A 16,581-nucleotide genomic window follows, 5' to 3' on the forward strand; every position below is an offset into this window, starting at 1 on the left:
TGCACGCCTGGCGACGGAGCAGCGATAATACGACACCTTGCGGTAATTCGTGTATTTCCAGCCGCCGCGGCGGCTGCCTGTTGTTCGACTCAAGCAGACATGACTTCTTCCATCTCCCGCCGTATCACCATCCGCGACGTCGCCAAGGCGGCGGGGGTGTCCCTGACCACGGTTTCCCATGCGCTCAATGACCGCGGCGTGGTCGATCCGGCAACGCGGGCGCGGGTCAAGCAAGTGGCGGCGGAGCTGGGCTACCGGCCTAATGTCCGTGCGCAGCGGCTGCGCTCGGGAGCGGCCAACAGCATTGCGCTGGTGTCGTCCATGCCGTTCGCCGTGTCGGGCGGCGTGTCGCGGCTGGGCTTCATGATGGAGGTGGCCGGCATCGCCGCCGAAGCCGCCATGCGGCGCGGACTGGCCCTGGTGTTTGTTCCGCCGCTGGAGAGCGCGCAAGCCCTGCTGGAAGGACTGGATATCGACGGCGCCATTCTGATCGAACCGCTGGCTGAGGATCCCAACGTGCGCTTGCTGCAGGAGCGCGGCGTGGCGCTGGTGTCCATCGGGCGCCAGGGCGGGACGGCCGATACGATCCCTTTTGTGGATCTTCAGTCCACGGCGACGGCGCGCCTGCTGCTGGAGCATCTGTGGGCTCAGGGGCGCCGGCGCATCGCCCTGGTGCAGGGCAGCGCGGCGCGGGATTCCTACGCCAGCCACAAGAAAGTCTATGACGAGTTCGCGGCCCTGCGAGGCATGCGGCCGTGTTATGCGGAGGTGGACGAGGTGCAGGGCGAGGAGGGCGGCCGGGCCGCCTGCGCGGCCCTGCTTGCCCGATATCCGGACACGGACGCCTTGTGCGTGCCAGTGGACGCCTTCGCCGTAGGGGCCCTGTCAGCCCTGCGGCAGGCCGGCCGGAAGGTGCCGCAGGATGTGATGGTGGCGACCCGCTATGACGGCTTGCGGGCCCGTACGGCGGAGCCGGCGCTGACGGCGGTGGACCTGCACCTGGAGCAGGTGGCCACCCTGGCGGTGGACCTGCTTTTCGAACACTTGTCCGGCGATACCCGTCGTTCGCGGGCGGCGGGCCCTGAGCCTGAACTCAGGGCTCGCGCCTCCACCCAGGCAGCCGCCTAGCCGGCCGCCATCACGGCAATTCCCGACACCGTGGCGAACAGCAGCACGCCCAGGCGCAGGCGACGCTGGTCCAGCCGGTGGTGCACCAGATGGCTGAGCGCCATGCCCAGCAGCAGGGCGGGCACGCACAGCAAGGCATAGCTCAGGTGCGACCAGGCCAGGGAGCCCGACAGCCCCAGCACCACCAGGGAAATGACTTCCCCGATCAGAAAGCACAAGGCCACGGTCGAGCGCAGGGTGACGACCGGGGCATGCTGGTAGACCAGGGCCAGGGGCGGGCCGCCGATCCCGGTGGCGGTCTCCGTAATGCCCGTGACCAGGCCTGTGGCGATGAAGGCATTGCGGCCAGGCGTGAAGCTGGGCGCCAGCACGGAGGCCAGCACGGCCAGCAGCGTGCTGATGCCGACGAACTGATTCAGCCAGTAGGTGGACAGGACCAGCAGAATGCCCACCCCGGGGAAGGTGCGCCAAAGGCGTCCCGCCGTGATCCAGGCCGTGCCGCGGCGGTCGACGGCGCTCCGTTCCCGCCAGGCTACATAGGCGTTCAGGGGCAGCATCAGGAACAGCAGCGCGCCGGGAATGGCCTGCGGGTGGACCAGGGCCAGCACGGGAACGACGATCAGGGCGAAGCCCATGCCGCTGGCGCCCTGGATGAAGGCGCCGGCCAGCACGGCCGCGAAGGCGGCGAACAATCCAGCCGTCATGCCAAGACCTGCTCGCGTTCAGCGCGCCGCGCCAGGTGTTCGGTGGACGGCGCATGGAGCTTGCGGATGTCCGCCTGCGCGATGGCGTGGCGGGCCAGCTCTCGCACCTCGTCCAGCAGGGGCTGAGGATCCCAGTCCACGGGCTGGCCTTCCCACAGGCGCAGCCGGCCCTGTACCACCACCGCGCGTATCTGGTCGCGCGCGGCCACGCGCACCAGTTCCCAAGGCAGGTCCCACGAGGGCGTCATCTCCGGCACCCGCAGGTCAACCAGCAGAAAGTCAGCCTGCGCGCCCACGCGCACCTGGCCGGTCTGCGCGCCAAGGCCGCATACCTGGGCGCCGCCGCGGGTGGCCATGTCCAGCCAGGTCCAGCCCGCGCCGCAGGAGGAGTCGCCCACCATCATGCCGAAAGCAAAGCGTTGCGCCGCCTCGGCGTAATCCATCATGCGGAAGGCGTCGCTGCGGGTGCCGTCCGTGCCCATGCCCAACCGTATGCCTTGAGCCAGCATGGCTTGCGCGGGCGCCACCGCATTGCCTTTCCAGGCGCTGGCGACGGGATTGTAGGAGACGGCGGCGTCCAGATCGGCCAGCAGGCGCAGCTCGCCGGGCGTGACCAGGGTGGCATGCGCCAGCAGGGCGGCCGGCCCCAGGGCGCCGATATGGGCCAGATGCTCGATGGGGCGGCGACCATGCGCGTTCAGGGAGCGCTCCACGGCCACCAGGTGCTCGTTGGCATGAGTCTGGAATATGCGGCCGGCCTCTTCGCTCATGGCATAGATGCGATGCAGCATGGCGTCGCTGGCCGCTTCGGGAATGGAGATGGCCAGCGAAGGGGTGATCAGGTCGTGATGTTCCCACTGCCGCAGATGGGCCTGCGCCCGGGACAGGATGGGGGCGGCCTCCAGCAGAGCGTCGCCCTGGCGGTCGTTGCAGATCAGTCCCAGAACGCAGCGTATGCCGGCGTCCGTCGTGGCCTGGACGATGGCGTCCAGGCCTTCGGTTGAACGCGTACCGGCGTCGCAGACGGTGGTGAAGCCGCCGCGCAGGGCTTCCAGGGCCGCCAGCTTGGAGGAAACGTACAGATGGCGCGCGTTCAGCGTGCTCTCCAGGGGCACCCAGACGCGGCGGAAGATTTCGGAGGGCTCGCCATAGACCAGGGACTTGCCGTAGGACTGCGTCAGGTGATGGTGGGCGTCGACGAAGCCGGGCATCAGCAGGTGGCCGGGCAGGGCCAGGCGCGGCAGGCCGGGGTGGCGCCCGATGACGTCCTGCGCAGGGCCGATGTCGGCGAAGCGGCCGGCGTCGATCACCACGGCGTGGCCGCGCACCGGTCCTTCGGGCAGCAGAAGATGGTCGGGTTCGAGAATCCGGGCCTGGGACAGGGCGACAGGTTCAAATGCGGGAGACATAGTCATGATGAAGCTCGATCAGGGGTGAGGTGCGGGGGCGGCGGAAGGCTGGGCGGCGCCGCGGCCCAGATGGACGAACAGGTAGTTCAGCACCGCGGCGGTGACGGCGCCCATGGCCACGCCATTGGCCAGCAGCAGGCGCAACTGGGAGGGCAACTGGTCGTAGATGCCGGGCACCACGATGGGCAGCAGGCCCACGGCCAGTGCGGTGGCCACCACGTACATGGCGGAATGATTGCGCAGGTCCACCTTGCGCAGCATGTCTATGCCCATGGTGCCCACGATGGCGAAGACGACCAAGCCGGTGGCGCCGATCACCGCGCCGGGAATGACGCTGATGAGGGCGGACAGGGGCGAGAAAATGCCGAACAGGATCAGGAACAGGCCCGAGACGGCCGTGACGTAGCGGGAGCGCACCTGGGCGGCGCGGATGATGCCGATGTTCTCGCCGCTGGTGATGATCAGGGAGGTGCCGAAGAGGCCGCCCAGCAGCGAGGCCAGGCCGTCGCCGCGTATGGTGTTGGGCACTTCGCGCTGCTGCTCGGCCTCGCTTTCCTTGCCCAGCACTTCGTTGAGCGCAATGGTCTGGCCTGTGGCCTCCACCATGGAGATCAGCGTGAAGAGCAGCAGCGGCAAGGCGGCGACCAGGTCGAACCGGGGCGGGCCGAAGGGGAAAGGGGAAGGCAGGGCCAGCAGTGGGCCGGCGCCCGGATCGCCTATCGTTACGTGGCCCATCAGCGCCGCGGCCAGAGCGCCGACGATCAGGCCCAGCAGTATGGCCAATTGGCGGCACATGCCCTGGAGCAGGCGCGCGAACAATACGGTGGCGGCGATCGTCACCAGGGCCAGCAGCAGGTTGTCGGTATTGCCGAATTCCGGCGTTCCCGGCGCGCCGGCGATCAGCTTGCCGGAGATCTGGGCCAGGTTCACGGCGACCAGCAGCAGCATGGTCCCGATGACCAGGGCCGGGAAATAGCGCAGGAAGCGCTTGAAGATGGGGACGATCAGGAAGTAGAGCACGGCGGCCAGGATCACCGCGCCGGAAGCGGTGGGCAAGTCGCTTTGCTGGGCGATCAGGATGAACAGGACGATGGGCGCCCCCCCGGGCAGCATCACGAAGGGCAGCCGCGCGCCTATCCCGCCGGGGCCGAAGGACTGGATCAGCGTGCCTATGCCGCATACCAGGAAGGTGGCGCTGAGCAATTGGGTGGTCAGGGAAGCATCAAGGCCCAGGGCCTTGCTCATCAGGAAAACGGCGGCGATGGGTGAAGCGGCCATCACCAGCACATGTTGCAGCCCGAAGGTGATCATGCGCTGGGGCGAATGCAATTCGTCCACCTGCGCGCATTGCGTGTGTTTCATAGTTGTCTCCTGCGCCGCGCCTTGCGCCTGGCGATGCCGCTGCGCGGTCTTTGTGGGTTTGTCATTGAAGTTCTTGGCTAAAAACGTTTTGGTTTGAATTTTATAGTTAACCAAAACGTTTTGGTAGTGTAATTTTCGCTAAGCGAGCAGGCATTGGGTCGCGGTGATAGTCACTATCACGTTTGCTGCAATAACGGGACTGTTGCGCCGTGGGGGACTGATCGGCGAGCCGGTACGATGTTCCAATCGACAAAGAACGCCACTGGCGAAATGTGCGGCGGCTGGGCGGGCGGCAGCCTGCTCTGCCGATACCTGCTGCTTTTAATTGATTGATGGGGATGCAGAGCTCATGAAGGTACGCTCTTACTGCGCGCAGGATGAGGGCGCAGTCATCGCGCTATGGAAGCAATGCGACCTGCTCCGGCCTTGGAATGATCCTGTCCGGGACATCGAGCGCAAAATGGGCGAGCAGCCCGAGCTGTTCCTGGTCGGCGAGCTGGACGGCGCCGTCATGGCCACGGCGATGGCGGGATTCGACGGGCATCGGGCGTGGGTCTACTACCTGGCGGTGGCGCCATCCCACCGTCAGCGCTCGCATGGCAGGGCCTTGATGGAGCGGATAGAAGAACGGTTGCGCGAGCGCGGCTGCCCCAAGGTCAACCTGCTGGTCCGAAGCTCGAACCGTCAGGTGCTGGATTTCTATCATCGCCTGGGTTATCGGCAGGACGACGTGGTCTGCCTGGGGCGCCGTTTGATCCCGGATTGAACGGGCTTCAGTTTCTGCGGACCTGCAGCTCGTATTCGGCCGGGCTGTCGCTGTTGTCCAGGCTCACGGCTTGCAGGAGGTATTCGCCGGGAAAGAGGAAGGCTTCCAGGCGGGCGTCGTAGCCGCCGCCGCTGTCGTCGTCCTGGTAGATGTCCTGGCCGTCCCGGTTCAGCACCAGGTAGCTGTCGAACGCCTCCGAGCGCATGTCGATCAGGTACTCGCCTTCTTCTTCGATCGTCAGAGTGTAGATTTCGCGCTTGACGCCGGCCGGCAGTACGGCGTGGCGGCGTTCGCCGACCGCCATCGGTCCGCCGCCCGCATTTGCGGGCGCCGGCTCGCCGGCCAGGGTCAGGGAGAACAGGCCGCCAGAAGCGCCTTGAGGCACGGTGACGGTATGGGTGCCTGCTGGGACGACGGCGCGCAGAACCTGGATCTGATCATCACTGCGGCTGGTGGAGGACTGATGCAGGCCCATGTGAAAGCCGCCGCCGGACCTTGTGCATCCATTTCCAGGGTGAGCAGGGTGGGCTGTTCAAGGGCGACGGTGAAATTCTGTTCCGCTCCGGTCAACAGGCCGGTGTAGGAGAATTTGTCCAGGGACAGCCGGGCGCCGTCTTTCAGGTCCAGGTTCTTCGGCAAGGCTTCGCGCTGGACGCCCAGCGTGAAGGGCCCCTGGAAGGTGGACATGTCCGCCGCGGAGGTGGCGTGCAGGATGTAGCTGCCGGCCTTCAGGTAGGCCCGGATCCGGGCATTCTGCCGCCCGCCGCTGTCGTCATCCTCGAGGCGCAGCCGCTCGCTGCGTTTGCCGGGGCCCGTCAGGCGCAAATAGGGATCCAGGGAGGCGTGGTCGGCGTCCATGGTGATGGTGTACAAGCCGTCCTCGACAATATTCAAGCGGTAGGCCTTGAGTTTGCCCATGGCCAGGTCCGTCAGATTCTGGCCCGGCTGCAGGGGATCGCCCGTATAGGCCGGAAAGGCACGGGCGGTCAGCTGGAAGGGGCCGTAGGCGCTGGCATCGATGCCGCTGACGGCGACCACGTAGGGGCCGGTATGGTCGATCCGCAAGCCCAGCGTGGAGCCCCGATTCTGGTTCTGCTGCTCGTCGTCGCAGTACTCGCAGGCCTGCTTGCGCGCCACCAGGCGCCCATCGCGCAGCACGCTGATCTGCGACTGCAGCGGGCCGCTGGCAGTCAGGGAAATCAGCTGCCCTGCCTGGGCCTGGAGCTCGAAGGCCATGCTGCGCAGCCCGTCGCTCAGGTTCAGGTGGCTCTGGCTGGTCAATTCGCCAGACACGGCTTGGTCCAGGGGCAGACGGGGCAATTCGTGCGCGGGGCGGGCAGAGAAAGGTTGCAAATGGGTCAGGGCGACGCCGCCGGCGCCGGCAAGGGCGCCGACGATGGCGGCAAACAGGATGACTGGCTTCACGGTGATGGATGGTTTGTTGTTTTTGAAAAGAGGCGGCCGCAGGACCGCCGACAGTGTAGGCGATCAGGCCCGGGTGCGGAATGGGGCGCGGTACGGGATCGGTAAGCAGATGCTGCAGTTGCTTGCAAAGCCGATGCAGACGCGCTTGTCGCTGCATTCATCGACCGGGCGGCATCGATCATCCCCTGGCTGGGCGACGCCTGCCGTCGGCAAAGCCCAGTGCGGCTTGAGCCAGGGCAAGCTGTGACGCGATCCGGTCAGCGTGCCCTGGGGTAGGAGTGGACAGTGCGTTCAGTCGACGATGAACAGCCGCGCACCCGTAAGAGTGGAAGAGCGATGCGCCTCGGCGTTGTCGGCTACATGATAGGACTGCCCGGGCTGCAAAGTGAAGCGCCGGCCGTCTTGCAGTTCCGTCTCCAGCGTGCCTTCCAGGCACAGCAGCATATGTCCCTTGACGCACCAGTGATCGGCTAGATAGCCGGGGCTGTACTCGACCATGCGCACGCGTATGGGGCCGAATTGCTGCGTGCGCCACCAGGCCATGCCTTGTTCTCCTTTGTGTTCGGTGGGCGTGATGGTGGACCAGTCGACGGTACAGAAGGGCAGGTTGGCGATGTTCATCAGAGGGTGTCCGAAGTTGCGGATATGTCTGCATGATAGGCCAAGTCGTGGGGCTTGAGCGGCCATTTGTCCGTGCGCCACGCGGGCGAAGCAGATACAAGCCATTTCAATTTTGAAATTTGCTGACTACCCAGGGCGGCGCGTATGCCGGACACTAGCGCCTGTGCGTCTGCTTGGGCGCCATGACATGGTTGGGACATCAAAGGGGAAGGACATGAACGCACGCGAACTATTCCTGGCCGGCCGCTGGAAACAGCGCTGGAGCCTGCTCTGCCTGACGGCTGTCCTGTCGGCCTGCAGTACGGCGCCGCATGCGCCGGAACGCCAGGCGGTCGGTGCGGCGGCCTCAAGCATGGCGCCGCAGGCGGCCTCCACATTGGGGACGCAATGGGGCGAAGGGCGCGAGTCGCACATTTATACCGTCCAGGCTCAACGTATCGAGCCGGAACGGGATCTGCAGCAACTGCGCTACTCCGATGAGCGCGGCATCCGCCAGGCTTTGGGAAGCGGGCTGGACGCGCAGCGCAGCATCCTGCTGGATCGGGGCAATGTGGAATGGTCGGTGCAGGACGCGCGCGGCTTGCCCCTGCCCATCTACAGCACGCCCGGCCAAAAGAATTACCAGCTGGCGGGCAAGGCCGGGGAGCGCTACGTGCTGGTCTATGAGAATCGCAGCAGCACGCCTTACGAGATCGTCACCACCGTAGACGGTCTGGATGTGCTGTCGGGGCAGGCGGGCAGCCGGCGCAACAACGGCTATATGCTGCAGCCCGGCGCGGTCCTGCGCATCGAAGGCTTTCGCAAGAGCGCCGACGAGGTCGCCGCTTTTCGCTTCTCCGGCAAGGACAGGGCTTATGCCAGCCATACCCTGGCGGGCGATTTCCGCAATATCGGCGTGATAGGGGTCGTGCTGTATGAGCTGCGGACCCATGAACCCGCCGCCGCCCCCAATCCTTTCCCCGCCGATTCCAAGGGCGGCTACGCCCGGCCGCCGCGATATTGAGGGCGGGCTTCATGCCGGGCCGCGGGCCTGTTCCAGCAGCCAGCGGCGAAAACAGTCGGCCTTGTGGGGCAGCCTCCCCTTGGGCGACACCAGATACCAGGTCCGTTCCGTCTGCACGTTGTGCGGGAACGGCGCCTGCAAGCATCCCTTTTCTATCATCTCCTGGATGAAGGGCGTCTGTCCCATCAGCGCCCCCAGTCCGGCCATGGCCGCCTGCAAGGCGACGGCGTGCGAATCGAACAGCATGCCTTCCTGCGGCAGGCGGTCCTGCAGACCCAGGGAGCCCAGCCAGCGCGGCCAATCCTGCGGTGAATGAGTGATGTGCAGCTTGGGCGCGGCCTGCAGGTCCGCGGGCTCGCGTATGCGGTGGCGCCGGATGAAGGCGGGGCTCATGACGGGCAGCATGTCGGCGCCGCAGAGGTGGTCGAACTGGAATTCGGGAGCGTGGCCGTAGGGGCGTACGGCCAGGTCGCAGGATTCGTAAAGCTGCTGCAGGGGCAGCGTGCCTGACAGCAGGCACAAGCGTATGTCCGGATGCCGTTGCTGGAAGGAGGACAGTCGCGGGACCAGCCAATGCATGGCGAAGTTGGGCAGCACGCTGAGCGTCAGGGTGGCATTGTGGCGCGCGCTTTGCAGATCCTGGGTGGCAATGTCGATGGTGTCCAGCGCCTGGCGCAGTTCCAGCAAATAGGCATGACCCTTGTCCGTCAGGGCCAGGGTGCTGTTCTGGCGCATGAACAGGTGCATGTCCAGCCAGGTTTCCAGTTGCTTGACCTGTTGGCTGATGGCGGAATGAGTCACGTGCAGTTCCTGCGCGGCGGCGGTGAAGCTCAGGTGACGGGCGGCGGCCTCGAAGGCGCGCACGGCATTCAAGGGGGGCAGGCGTCGTCGTTTCATGGCGGCTCGGTAAGCTTGACGGGTTGTTAGCTATTCTAAAGGCAATTGCATTCGCCGAAGGTTTTTCAAACGTTAGAATGGCCGCATAACAATTCCATACCGGGAGACATCATGAACCGAGCTGCACGGGTCCTGGCCCGGTGCGGGCTGGCCGTCTTGACGGCGGCCGCCGCATCCGCCATGGCGCAGACGCCTTATCCGCAGGCGCCCATCACTGTCGTCGTGTCCTATGCCGCTGGAGGGACGGCGGACATCGCCACGCGCATCGTGGCCGAAGCCATGGGCCAGGAGCTGAAAACGCCTTTCGTGGTGGAAAACCGTCCGGGCGGCGGCGGCGCGGTGGGCGTGCAGGCGGCCTTGCGGGCCAAGCCGGACGGCTACACCCTGGTGTCGGGCAGCTCGGAAATATCCTTGGCCGCGACGGGTAAAACGCCTGCGCCGCAAGATGTGCTGGAGCGCCTGACGCCGCTTGCCCAGGTTGCGGTGGCGCCCATGGTGCTGGTGGCCCGCTCGGACCGGCCCGAATCCGTGCAGCAATGGCGGCAGCGCAGTCGCGACCCGCAGGATCGCGTCACCTATGCGACTCCGGGCATCCTGACGCCCATGCACCTGATCATGAGCAAGCTGGCGGACCAGGCCGGCATGTCGCCCCAGCATATCCCCTATAACGGCGGCGGCCGCGCCGTGGCCGACCTGATGGGCGGCCAGGTCGACCTGGTCGTGGTCGCGCTGGGAACCGTCATGGGGCAGATCCAGGCCGGGCAGGTCAAGGCACTGGCGGTGCTGAATCCGCAGCGATCGGGCCTGCTGCCCGGCGTGCCCACCGTCGGCGAGGCGCTGGACCAGTCTTTCGGCGCGATACCCCTGACCTGGTTTGGCTGGCTGGTGCCCGCCGGCACGCCTGCCGAGGTCCGGTCGCGGCTGGAGACGGCCCTGAAAACCGTGATGGCGCAGGAACCGGTGCGCGAGCGCCTGCTCCAGGCCGGCCTGGAGCCTCGCTTCCTGGAGGCGGCGGCGTTCCGCCGGGAACTGGCCGCCGAGGCCGAGTACTACCGCGATGCGGCCGAACTGGCGGCCCGGGCGCAATGACCTGTCCGCGCGGCGTTCAATCAAGGAGTAATGGCATGAATCCGGGTTTTCTGGTGCTGGACGACAAGGACAATGTCGGCGTGGCCTTGCGGCGCCTGGCCGCGGGCACGCGGCTGGACCTGCCTGCGTCCTGCGCCGCGCCGCACAGGGCTGCGTCCCTGACGGTGATGGAGGATATACCGATGGGACATAAGTTTGCCTTGTCGGATCTGGCGGCGGGCGATCCGATCCTGAAGTACGGCGCCGTCATGGGCGTGGCCACGGCGGCGATCGGCCAGGGCTGGCACGTGCATATGCACAATGTGGAAAGCCGGCGCGGCCGGGGAGATCTATCGTGAGCGAGACATTTCTGGGCTTCGCCCGCCCCGATGGCGGCGTGGGCATACGCAATCATGTGGCCGTGATCGCCGTCATGGACAATGTGAATCCGGTGGTGCGCCGCATCTGTGAACAGGTGGCGGGCACGGTGCCGGTCTGCGCCGCCTACGGGCGTGGCCAGTTCGGCGTTGACCTGGAGCGGCACGACCGGGTCCTGATCAATTACGGTGCGCATCCCAACGTCGCGGCGGCCCTGGTGATCGGGCTGGAAAGCGTCACCACGCGCCGCATCGCGCAGGCCATCGCCTTGAGCGGCCGTCCCGTGCGCAGCCTGGACGTGCAGAACGCAGGCGGCACGGTGCTGGCGGTGCAGCACGGGGTGCAGCAGGCGCTGGAGCTGGTGATCGAAGCCTCGCATCAGCGCCGCGAGTCTTTTGCGCTGAGCGAGCTGGTGATAGGCGTGGAGTGCGGCGCCTCGGACGCCACCTCGGGCCTGACCGCCAATGCGGTCACCGGCCTGGTATCGGACTGGCTGGTGCGCCAGGGCGGGACCGTGATCCTGTCCGAGACCGATGAAATCGTCGGAGCCGAGCACCTGCTGGCCGAGCGCGCCGCCACCCCTCAGGTGGCACAGCAATTGCTGGGCGCCGTCAAGCGGCTGGAGGCTTTGTCGGATTTCCAGGGCCTGCAGTTGTGGCCCCTGGGCGAAGACAATATCGCCGGCGGCCTGAGCACCGTGGAGGAAAAGTCGCTGTGCGCCATCCGCAAGGGCGGCACCAGCCCGCTGATGGAAGTGCTGGACTATGGCCAGAAACCCAGCCGAAAAGGCCTGGTCTTCATGGACGCGCCGGCGCCGGGCGTGGAGAACGTCTGCGCGATCGCGGCTGGCGGGGCGCACCTGATCGTGTTCAACACGGGAGTGGGCAATCCCATCGGCCATGCCTTGAGCCCGGCATTGAAGGTCACCGGAAACCCGCGCACCGCCGAGGCATTCCGGGACAATATCGATGTGGACGTCAGCGCCATTCTCAGCCGGGGACAGTCGCTGGAGGACGCCGCCGACCGCTTGCGTCAGGCCGCCTTGCGCGTGGCCTGCGGCAGCCTGACGCGCAGCGAGGTGCTGGGCGATACGGAAATCACCATCTCGCGCATCGAGCTGGGCTTCGCGCGCCATTATGCCGGGACGGCCCAAGCATGAGCGTCGTGCATGTTCAGTACGAGCCCTTGCGGACCTGGTGCGCCCGGATGCTTCAGACAGCGGGCGTGCCCGCTGAGCAGGCCCGCGTGGCGGCGCATTACCTGTTGCGCACGGACGCCCGGGGCATTGCCACGCACGGCATCACCCGCCTGGCGTCCTATCTGGACAAGCTGGAGAGCGCCGAGGTCAATGCGCGGCCGGACCTGCGCGTCAGCGCGGACGAGGCGGGCGGCCTGCTCGTGCAGGCGGATGGAGCCCTGGGGCAGCTTGCCCTGCGCGCGGCCTTGGATCACGGCTTGCCGCTTCTGCGCAAGCAGGCCATGGCGGCGATCCGCATCCAGGCTTGCGGTCACCTGGGCGCCCTGGGCATGTATGCGCTGGAGGCGGCCGAGCAGGGCTTCTTCTGCCTGCTGGCCCAACGCACGCCGCCCCTGATGGGCATGCCTGGGTTCCAGGGACCGGCCATCGGCAACAACCCCTTCGCCTACGCCAGCCCCGTCGCCGGCCGCGATCCCCTGGTGTTCGACATGGCCTGCAGCGTGGCCGCCCGCGGCCACATCCTGCTCAAGGCCAGGGAGGGCTCCGCCATCCCCGGAGACTGGGCGCTGGATGCCCAAGGCAGGCCGACCACCGATCCGCAGGCGGCATTGCAAGGGTCCTTGCTGCCCAGCGCCATGCACAAGGGCATGGGTCTGGCCATGTTGGTGGAGTGCCTGGCGGGCGGCCTGGCGGCCAGCGACGCCAGTGTTGCAGCCCTGGAGCAGCCTGCTTTCATTCCGACGGCCGGCGCCATGGGCCGGCAAAGCGCCTGGATGCTGTTGATCGATCCGCAAGGCCTGAGCCAGGGGATGTTCGATGCTTATATGGGGGCCTGGGCGGACAGCTATCGTCGCCAGGGCGGCGAGCAGGCGCGCCTGCCCGGCCAGCGCGGAGCGCGGCTGGAAGCGCAAGTGCGGGCCAGCGGCCTGGTGCCGATACAGGCCAGCATTTACGAGGAGCTGGCTTGCCTGGCGCAGAGCCGCCGCGTGCCTTTGCCGGCTGTCGTTCCAGCCTCCGCCGGTGTGTGCGATGATCGCCTGGGCCTGGCCGGGTAGGGCTTTTTATTGGTCTTTCGAGGAATTCCGGGGAACTTCCCCGTGTTTGACGAGCGGTTCGGGCCAAGCGGAAAGAAGCTCGGGTTCTCGCAAGGCCGGCCGGGGCGGGCCGGCTTGGCTGGGTCCTTCGCCCGCGCTGTGCGCGGGTTCCCTGGTCAGGATACTGGGGCGGGCGGGGCGTGAACCTCACAGGGTGATTCGTCCACTGGACGAATCACAAGCGTCTTGTTCGAGCAGCACGCCCCTTGCCTCCCGCCCCCGCATCCCGCTTTCTGTTTGGTGAATGATGCCTGTGGCCGGGTCGATGTCATCGGCATTTTGAGCCGTTCAAGGCGCGGGAAGAGCGGACGGGGCGGGTCAGATGGCTTGCCGCAGGCGGGGCGTGGGGACGGGGTGCAAGCGTCGTTCTGTTCGACGGCGGCGCTTGTTGCTCGCCTGGGGGGCGAGCAACCGCCGGAGTTAACGACGCGCCCGGCCAGGCGCTCCGACCAGGGCACCGGCGCGCCGCGCCGGCAAGCCATCAGCGCCGTCCGCTCTTCCCGCGCCTTGAACGGCGTTTTCAAAAAAACAGTTCGGCATTGACTTGGCAATTCAGTCCCCGGAATTCTTCGAGGAACCTTTTTGTTTCTATGGAAGCGCTCCGGGCAGGGAAGACCACTCTTGGACTGCGCGGGCGCCTCTGGTAAGGTGGACCGGGACTGCTACTTCGCAAGGATCGCCCGTGCCCGTAGAGTTGAGCCATCCCGAACACTTCGTCCATGTTCGCATCATCATCGGCATGGTGCTCGGCATCAGTCTTTCGCGGTTGATCGTCGGCCTGTCCGAATTCATCCAGCACCCCAAGCGCAAGAAAATATATCCCATCCATCTGGGCTGGGTGCTGTACCTGTTTCTGACCATCATCCATTTCTGGTGGTATGAATTCAGCCTGGCCAAGGTGCGGGTCTGGTCTTTCGAACTCTATTTCTTCCTGATCTTCTTTACCAGCGTATTCGCGCTGATGGCGTCCCTGCTGTTTCCGTCCAGCATGGAGGAATATCGGGATTTCGAGGACTATTTCCAAGCCCGCCGGCGCTCCTTCTATATTCTGTTCGTCCTGGTGCAGCTCATGGACGTGGTGGACACCGCGCTCAAGGGCAAGACCTATTTCCTGAGCCTGGGCATAGAGTATCCGCTGCAGCAGGGCGCCCTGATCCTGCTGGCCCTGGCGGCGATCGTCGTGCCCGGCAAGCGCTACCAGGCGGTTTTCGTCTTTCTGGCGCTGATTTATAAAGTATTGTGGATTTTTCGCCTGTACGACGTCCTGGACTGAGCGGCGGCCAGGGCTCAGAAGCGGGGGTGCCAGCTCGCCACGTAACGGGGCAGGGGGCCGCGCAGCAGGCGGTGCTCTTCTTTTTCCATGTCCAGGTCCAGCAGCGCGTCGCCGCACAGGGCGTGCCCGCCGTGGTCCCAGCGCAGTATCTTCCTGCCCTCGGGATGCGGCGCATAGCCGTCTATCGGGCCTTCCGCGCGCCGGGTGATGGCCGTCACGATGACCGGAATGCCGCCTTTCGTGACGGTCTTGATGGGGTTTCTGAGCTTGGCCATGATTCGCGATCCGGAGAGGACGAACAGCATCATTCTATGACCGGAAATCCTGGTGTCCATGGTTGCGCCTCCCCCATTTGGGGGAGGGCGGCGCATGCGTCGGCGAGCCGGGCGCATCGCGATCAGAAAGGCCGATGCTCCGTCACGCCTAGAGTCCGCCGGATACGGTCAGCACCGTGCCGGTCACGTAGGACGCCTGCCCCGACATCAGCCAGGCGACAGCCTGGGCGATTTCTTGCGCCTGTCCCGGACGTTTGAGCGGTATGCGGGCGGCGACGCGCTCGGGGCGGCCTGGTTCGCCGGCGCGGGCATGGATGGAGGTCAGCACGGTCCCCGGGGCGACCACGTTCACATGGATGTTCTCCTGGGCCAGCTCTTTGGCCAGGCCCGTGCTGAAGGATTCGAGCCCGCCTTTGCTGGCTGCATACGCCACGTATTCATCAGGCGCGCCCAGCCGGGCCGCAATGGATGAGATATTCACGATATGCGAGCGCTGCGTGCGGCCCTTCCAGCGCCGGGCGGCTTCACGGCACAAACGGATGGGCGCCAGCAGGTTGATGTCCAGGATGCCGGCCAGGTCCGCGTCCTGCAGCGCTTCCAGGCGTCCCAGAGGCCCGGTGATGCCGGCATTGTTGACCAGTCCGCCGACATGGCCCATTTCCTGGGCGGCATCGAAAATGAGGTCCGGCGCCTGCGCCTGGCGTATATCGATGCGCAGGCTCCGGCAGGCCGGCCCCTGGTTGTTCAGCCGGGCCGCCAGTTCAGGGCCATCGCTCTCGGCGCTGGAATAGGTGAAGAGGATCGGATGTCCCCTTTCGTGCAAGGTCCTGACAATTTCCGCTCCTATGCCGCGGCTGCCGCCGGTCACGATGATGACGGACTGGCTGGATTGAAGCATATCCAAGGCAAGACTCCTTGATGCATGAATGGACAAACCGAAATTATCGCATTGCGCCGGGCTGGCGAGACGTCATTGCCCGAATTTGCTGTCGTCCAGGCCCGGTCGCAGTACACTGGCCTTCAGTGATCAGCCAGGAGAATGCCATGACAAAGTGGGGAATCGTGTGTCTTTCGGCGGCCTTGACCGCCTGTGCGAGCAGCGAATCCGCGGCGCCTGCCCCGATCGGCATGCCCAACCCGGCCTCGGCCTATTGCCTGGAGCAGGGAGGCAGCCTGGAGATCGTGACCAGGTCGCAAGGCCAGGTGGGCATGTGCACGCTGCCGGATGGCACGGTGATCGAGGAATGGGAGCTGATGCGCCGCGACCATCCCGCCCACCATGGATGAGGGGCGCGCCATGAAGGAAGCATCGGCGGCTGGCCGCCTCCAGGACGAGTTCGAGGTGAGGACGCATGAAGCCCTGCTGCAGTTGTACGGCGAGCCGGCGGAAGCGTCGTTGCGCAAGGAGGTGGACTATCTGCATCCTCTTTATCAACGTTATGTCCAGGCTTCGCCGTTCGTGGCCCTGGCCACCCGCGGCCCGGATGGCCTGGACGTGTCGCCGCGCGGCGATCCGGCCGGTTTCGTGCAGGTGCTGGACGAGAAGACCCTGCTCTTGCCGGATCGCCGCGGCAACAAGCGCATCGACAGCCTGCGCAACATCCTGCACGATCCCCGTGTGGCCTTGCTGTTTTTGATCCCGGGGGCGGAGAGACCTTGCGGGTCAATGGGCGGGCGATCATTTCCACCGATCCGCAGTGGCTGGAGCGATTTGCCGTCGGCAACGCCAAGCCTCTCAGCGTCCTGAAGATCGCGGTGGAAACGGTGTTCTTCCAGTGCTCGCGCGCGATCTTGCGCGCCCGATTGTGGGACGGCGGCGCGCATGTGCAACCGGGCAGTCTGCCCAGCGCTGGAACGATATTGGAGGCGCTGAGCCAGGCGCGCATCGACGGGCGGCGCTATGATGCCGAGCTGCCGGATCGCCTGCGGCAGACCTTGTACTGATGAAGGTGCGCCGACCGGCGCCTGAATGTCCAGCAT

At 66.1% G+C, this 16,581-nt stretch carries 19 protein-coding genes and 1 pseudogene; 11 read left to right on the forward strand and 9 right to left on the reverse strand.

Annotated elements, in window-relative coordinates; genetic code table 11:
• Positions 1 to 99 precede the first annotated feature (99 nt).
• Positions 100 to 1,128 carry a LacI family DNA-binding transcriptional regulator gene (locus ACWPWO_RS08505; RefSeq protein WP_454005950.1) on the forward strand — a complete coding sequence of 343 codons (1,029 nt, stop codon included), beginning with the start codon at positions 100 to 102 and terminating at the stop codon, positions 1,126 to 1,128.
• On the opposite strand, the gene ACWPWO_RS08510 is transcribed toward ACWPWO_RS08505, so the two are convergent.
• The 3 genes from ACWPWO_RS08510 to ACWPWO_RS08520 are packed head-to-tail and all read right to left on the reverse strand — an operon-like array spanning position 1,125 to position 4,603.
• Positions 1,125 to 1,832, reverse strand: a complete 708-nt coding sequence (locus ACWPWO_RS08510; protein ID WP_454005952.1) for a sulfite exporter TauE/SafE family protein — start codon at positions 1,830 to 1,832, stop codon at positions 1,125 to 1,127. The genes ACWPWO_RS08505 and ACWPWO_RS08510 overlap by 4 nt on opposite strands.
• Positions 1,829 to 3,247 (reverse strand): amidohydrolase family protein, encoded by a 1,419-nt coding sequence (locus ACWPWO_RS08515; RefSeq protein ID WP_454005954.1) that lies wholly within the window; start codon positions 3,245 to 3,247, stop codon positions 1,829 to 1,831. The genes ACWPWO_RS08510 and ACWPWO_RS08515 overlap by 4 nt, the downstream gene beginning before the upstream one ends.
• Before the next feature lie 12 nt (positions 3,248 to 3,259).
• Positions 3,260 to 4,603 carry a uracil-xanthine permease family protein gene (locus tag ACWPWO_RS08520; RefSeq protein ID WP_454005955.1) on the reverse strand — a complete coding sequence of 448 codons (1,344 nt, stop codon included), beginning with the start codon at positions 4,601 to 4,603 and terminating at the stop codon, positions 3,260 to 3,262.
• 349 nt (positions 4,604 to 4,952) lie between these two features.
• Here ACWPWO_RS08520 and ACWPWO_RS08525 point away from each other — a divergent pair, with 349 nt between their 5' ends.
• Entirely contained in the window at positions 4,953 to 5,369 is a 417-nt protein-coding gene (locus ACWPWO_RS08525; protein WP_454005957.1) for a GNAT family acetyltransferase, read from the forward strand.
• Positions 5,370 to 5,376: 7 nt separating this feature from the next.
• On the opposite strand, the gene ACWPWO_RS08530 is transcribed toward ACWPWO_RS08525, so the two are convergent.
• Both ACWPWO_RS08530 and ACWPWO_RS08535 read right to left on the reverse strand, forming a co-directional pair.
• Entirely contained in the window at positions 5,377 to 5,754 is a 378-nt protein-coding gene (locus ACWPWO_RS08530; protein ID WP_454005958.1) for a hypothetical protein, read from the reverse strand.
• On the reverse strand, positions 5,718 to 6,794 hold the full coding sequence (locus ACWPWO_RS08535; RefSeq protein ID WP_454005959.1) for a hypothetical protein: 1,077 nt from the start codon (positions 6,792 to 6,794) through the stop codon (positions 5,718 to 5,720). The genes ACWPWO_RS08530 and ACWPWO_RS08535 overlap by 37 nt, the downstream gene beginning before the upstream one ends.
• Between ACWPWO_RS08535 and ACWPWO_RS08540 the strand changes: the two genes are divergently transcribed.
• The gene (locus ACWPWO_RS08540; protein WP_454005961.1) at positions 6,781 to 7,041 is read left to right on the forward strand and encodes a hypothetical protein; all 261 of its coding nucleotides are present in this window, start codon (positions 6,781 to 6,783) and stop codon (positions 7,039 to 7,041) included. The two genes, ACWPWO_RS08535 and ACWPWO_RS08540, sit on opposite strands and share 14 nt — an antisense overlap.
• A 44-nt stretch (positions 7,042 to 7,085) precedes the next feature.
• On the opposite strand, the gene ACWPWO_RS08545 is transcribed toward ACWPWO_RS08540, so the two are convergent.
• Positions 7,086 to 7,415, reverse strand: coding sequence for a DHCW motif cupin fold protein (locus ACWPWO_RS08545; RefSeq protein WP_454005963.1), 330 nt, complete (start codon positions 7,413 to 7,415; stop codon positions 7,086 to 7,088).
• A 214-nt stretch (positions 7,416 to 7,629) separates the two neighbouring features.
• Between ACWPWO_RS08545 and ACWPWO_RS08550 the strand changes: the two genes are divergently transcribed.
• Complete coding sequence (locus tag ACWPWO_RS08550; protein ID WP_454005965.1) at positions 7,630 to 8,418, forward strand: hypothetical protein; 789 nt, start codon at positions 7,630 to 7,632, stop codon at positions 8,416 to 8,418.
• Between the two features lie 9 nt (positions 8,419 to 8,427).
• Here ACWPWO_RS08550 and gcvA read toward each other — a convergent pair whose 3' ends face one another.
• Entirely contained in the window at positions 8,428 to 9,315 is an 888-nt protein-coding gene (gcvA, locus tag ACWPWO_RS08555; protein WP_454005966.1) for a transcriptional regulator GcvA, read from the reverse strand.
• A gap of 111 nt (positions 9,316 to 9,426) precedes the next feature.
• On the opposite strand from gcvA, the gene ACWPWO_RS08560 reads away from it, so the two are divergent.
• The 5 genes from ACWPWO_RS08560 to ACWPWO_RS08580 all read left to right on the forward strand — a co-directional run bounded on the left by ACWPWO_RS08560 (position 9,427) and on the right by ACWPWO_RS08580 (position 14,326).
• Positions 9,427 to 10,404: a tripartite tricarboxylate transporter substrate binding protein gene (locus ACWPWO_RS08560; RefSeq protein WP_454005967.1), complete on the forward strand. Its 978-nt coding sequence runs from the start codon at positions 9,427 to 9,429 to the stop codon at positions 10,402 to 10,404.
• A 35-nt stretch (positions 10,405 to 10,439) separates the two neighbouring features.
• Positions 10,440 to 10,742 (forward strand): UxaA family hydrolase, encoded by a 303-nt coding sequence (locus tag ACWPWO_RS08565; protein ID WP_454005969.1) that lies wholly within the window; start codon positions 10,440 to 10,442, stop codon positions 10,740 to 10,742.
• Positions 10,739 to 11,920, forward strand: coding sequence for a UxaA family hydrolase (locus ACWPWO_RS08570; RefSeq protein ID WP_454005971.1), 1,182 nt, complete (start codon positions 10,739 to 10,741; stop codon positions 11,918 to 11,920). The genes ACWPWO_RS08565 and ACWPWO_RS08570 overlap by 4 nt, the downstream gene beginning before the upstream one ends.
• On the forward strand, positions 11,917 to 13,014 hold the full coding sequence (locus tag ACWPWO_RS08575; RefSeq protein ID WP_454005973.1) for an Ldh family oxidoreductase: 1,098 nt from the start codon (positions 11,917 to 11,919) through the stop codon (positions 13,012 to 13,014). Before ACWPWO_RS08570 ends, ACWPWO_RS08575 begins: the two co-directional genes overlap by 4 nt.
• A gap of 721 nt (positions 13,015 to 13,735) precedes the next feature.
• Positions 13,736 to 14,326, forward strand: a complete 591-nt coding sequence (locus ACWPWO_RS08580; protein WP_454005975.1) for a hypothetical protein — start codon at positions 13,736 to 13,738, stop codon at positions 14,324 to 14,326.
• Positions 14,327 to 14,340: 14 nt separating this feature from the next.
• On the opposite strand, the gene ACWPWO_RS08585 is transcribed toward ACWPWO_RS08580, so the two are convergent.
• The gene (locus ACWPWO_RS08585) at positions 14,341 to 14,601 is read right to left on the reverse strand and encodes a hypothetical protein (RefSeq protein ID WP_454005977.1); all 261 of its coding nucleotides are present in this window, start codon (positions 14,599 to 14,601) and stop codon (positions 14,341 to 14,343) included.
• Between the two features lie 148 nt (positions 14,602 to 14,749).
• A complete protein-coding gene (locus ACWPWO_RS08590; RefSeq protein WP_394065801.1) occupies positions 14,750 to 15,499 on the reverse strand; it encodes an SDR family NAD(P)-dependent oxidoreductase in 750 nt (249 codons plus the stop codon).
• A 146-nt stretch (positions 15,500 to 15,645) separates the two neighbouring features.
• On the opposite strand from ACWPWO_RS08590, the gene ACWPWO_RS08595 reads away from it, so the two are divergent.
• Complete coding sequence (locus tag ACWPWO_RS08595) at positions 15,646 to 15,888, forward strand: putative hemolysin (RefSeq protein ID WP_454005979.1); 243 nt, start codon at positions 15,646 to 15,648, stop codon at positions 15,886 to 15,888.
• Positions 15,889 to 15,898: 10 nt separating this feature from the next.
• Positions 15,899 to 16,545 (forward strand): annotated as a pseudogene (locus ACWPWO_RS08600) (pyridoxamine 5'-phosphate oxidase family protein).
• Positions 16,546 to 16,581: the final 36 nt, after the last annotated feature.

The organism is Alcaligenes sp. Marseille-Q7550 (assembly GCF_965112015.1).

Excerpts from the sequence above, each read along its gene's own strand:
- ACWPWO_RS08505 (WP_454005950.1), top strand. The coding sequence starts at position 100 with ATGACTTCTTCCATCTCCCGCCGTATCACCATCCGCGACGTCGCCAAG.
- ACWPWO_RS08510 (WP_454005952.1), bottom strand. The coding sequence starts at position 1,832 with ATGACGGCTGGATTGTTCGCCGCCTTCGCGGCCGTGCTGGCCGGCGCC.
- ACWPWO_RS08515 (WP_454005954.1), bottom strand. The coding sequence starts at position 3,247 with ATGACTATGTCTCCCGCATTTGAACCTGTCGCCCTGTCCCAGGCCCGG.
- ACWPWO_RS08520 (WP_454005955.1), bottom strand. The coding sequence starts at position 4,603 with ATGAAACACACGCAATGCGCGCAGGTGGACGAATTGCATTCGCCCCAG.
- ACWPWO_RS08525 (WP_454005957.1), top strand. The coding sequence starts at position 4,953 with ATGAAGGTACGCTCTTACTGCGCGCAGGATGAGGGCGCAGTCATCGCG.
- ACWPWO_RS08540 (WP_454005961.1), top strand. The coding sequence starts at position 6,781 with ATGACTGGCTTCACGGTGATGGATGGTTTGTTGTTTTTGAAAAGAGGC.
- ACWPWO_RS08545 (WP_454005963.1), bottom strand. The coding sequence starts at position 7,415 with ATGAACATCGCCAACCTGCCCTTCTGTACCGTCGACTGGTCCACCATC.
- ACWPWO_RS08550 (WP_454005965.1), top strand. The coding sequence starts at position 7,630 with ATGAACGCACGCGAACTATTCCTGGCCGGCCGCTGGAAACAGCGCTGG.
- gcvA (WP_454005966.1), bottom strand. The coding sequence starts at position 9,315 with ATGAAACGACGACGCCTGCCCCCCTTGAATGCCGTGCGCGCCTTCGAG.
- ACWPWO_RS08560 (WP_454005967.1), top strand. The coding sequence starts at position 9,427 with ATGAACCGAGCTGCACGGGTCCTGGCCCGGTGCGGGCTGGCCGTCTTG.
- ACWPWO_RS08565 (WP_454005969.1), top strand. The coding sequence starts at position 10,440 with ATGAATCCGGGTTTTCTGGTGCTGGACGACAAGGACAATGTCGGCGTG.
- ACWPWO_RS08575 (WP_454005973.1), top strand. The coding sequence starts at position 11,917 with ATGAGCGTCGTGCATGTTCAGTACGAGCCCTTGCGGACCTGGTGCGCC.
- ACWPWO_RS08585 (WP_454005977.1), bottom strand. The coding sequence starts at position 14,601 with ATGGCCAAGCTCAGAAACCCCATCAAGACCGTCACGAAAGGCGGCATT.
- ACWPWO_RS08590 (WP_394065801.1), bottom strand. The coding sequence starts at position 15,499 with ATGCTTCAATCCAGCCAGTCCGTCATCATCGTGACCGGCGGCAGCCGC.
- ACWPWO_RS08595 (WP_454005979.1), top strand. The coding sequence starts at position 15,646 with ATGACAAAGTGGGGAATCGTGTGTCTTTCGGCGGCCTTGACCGCCTGT.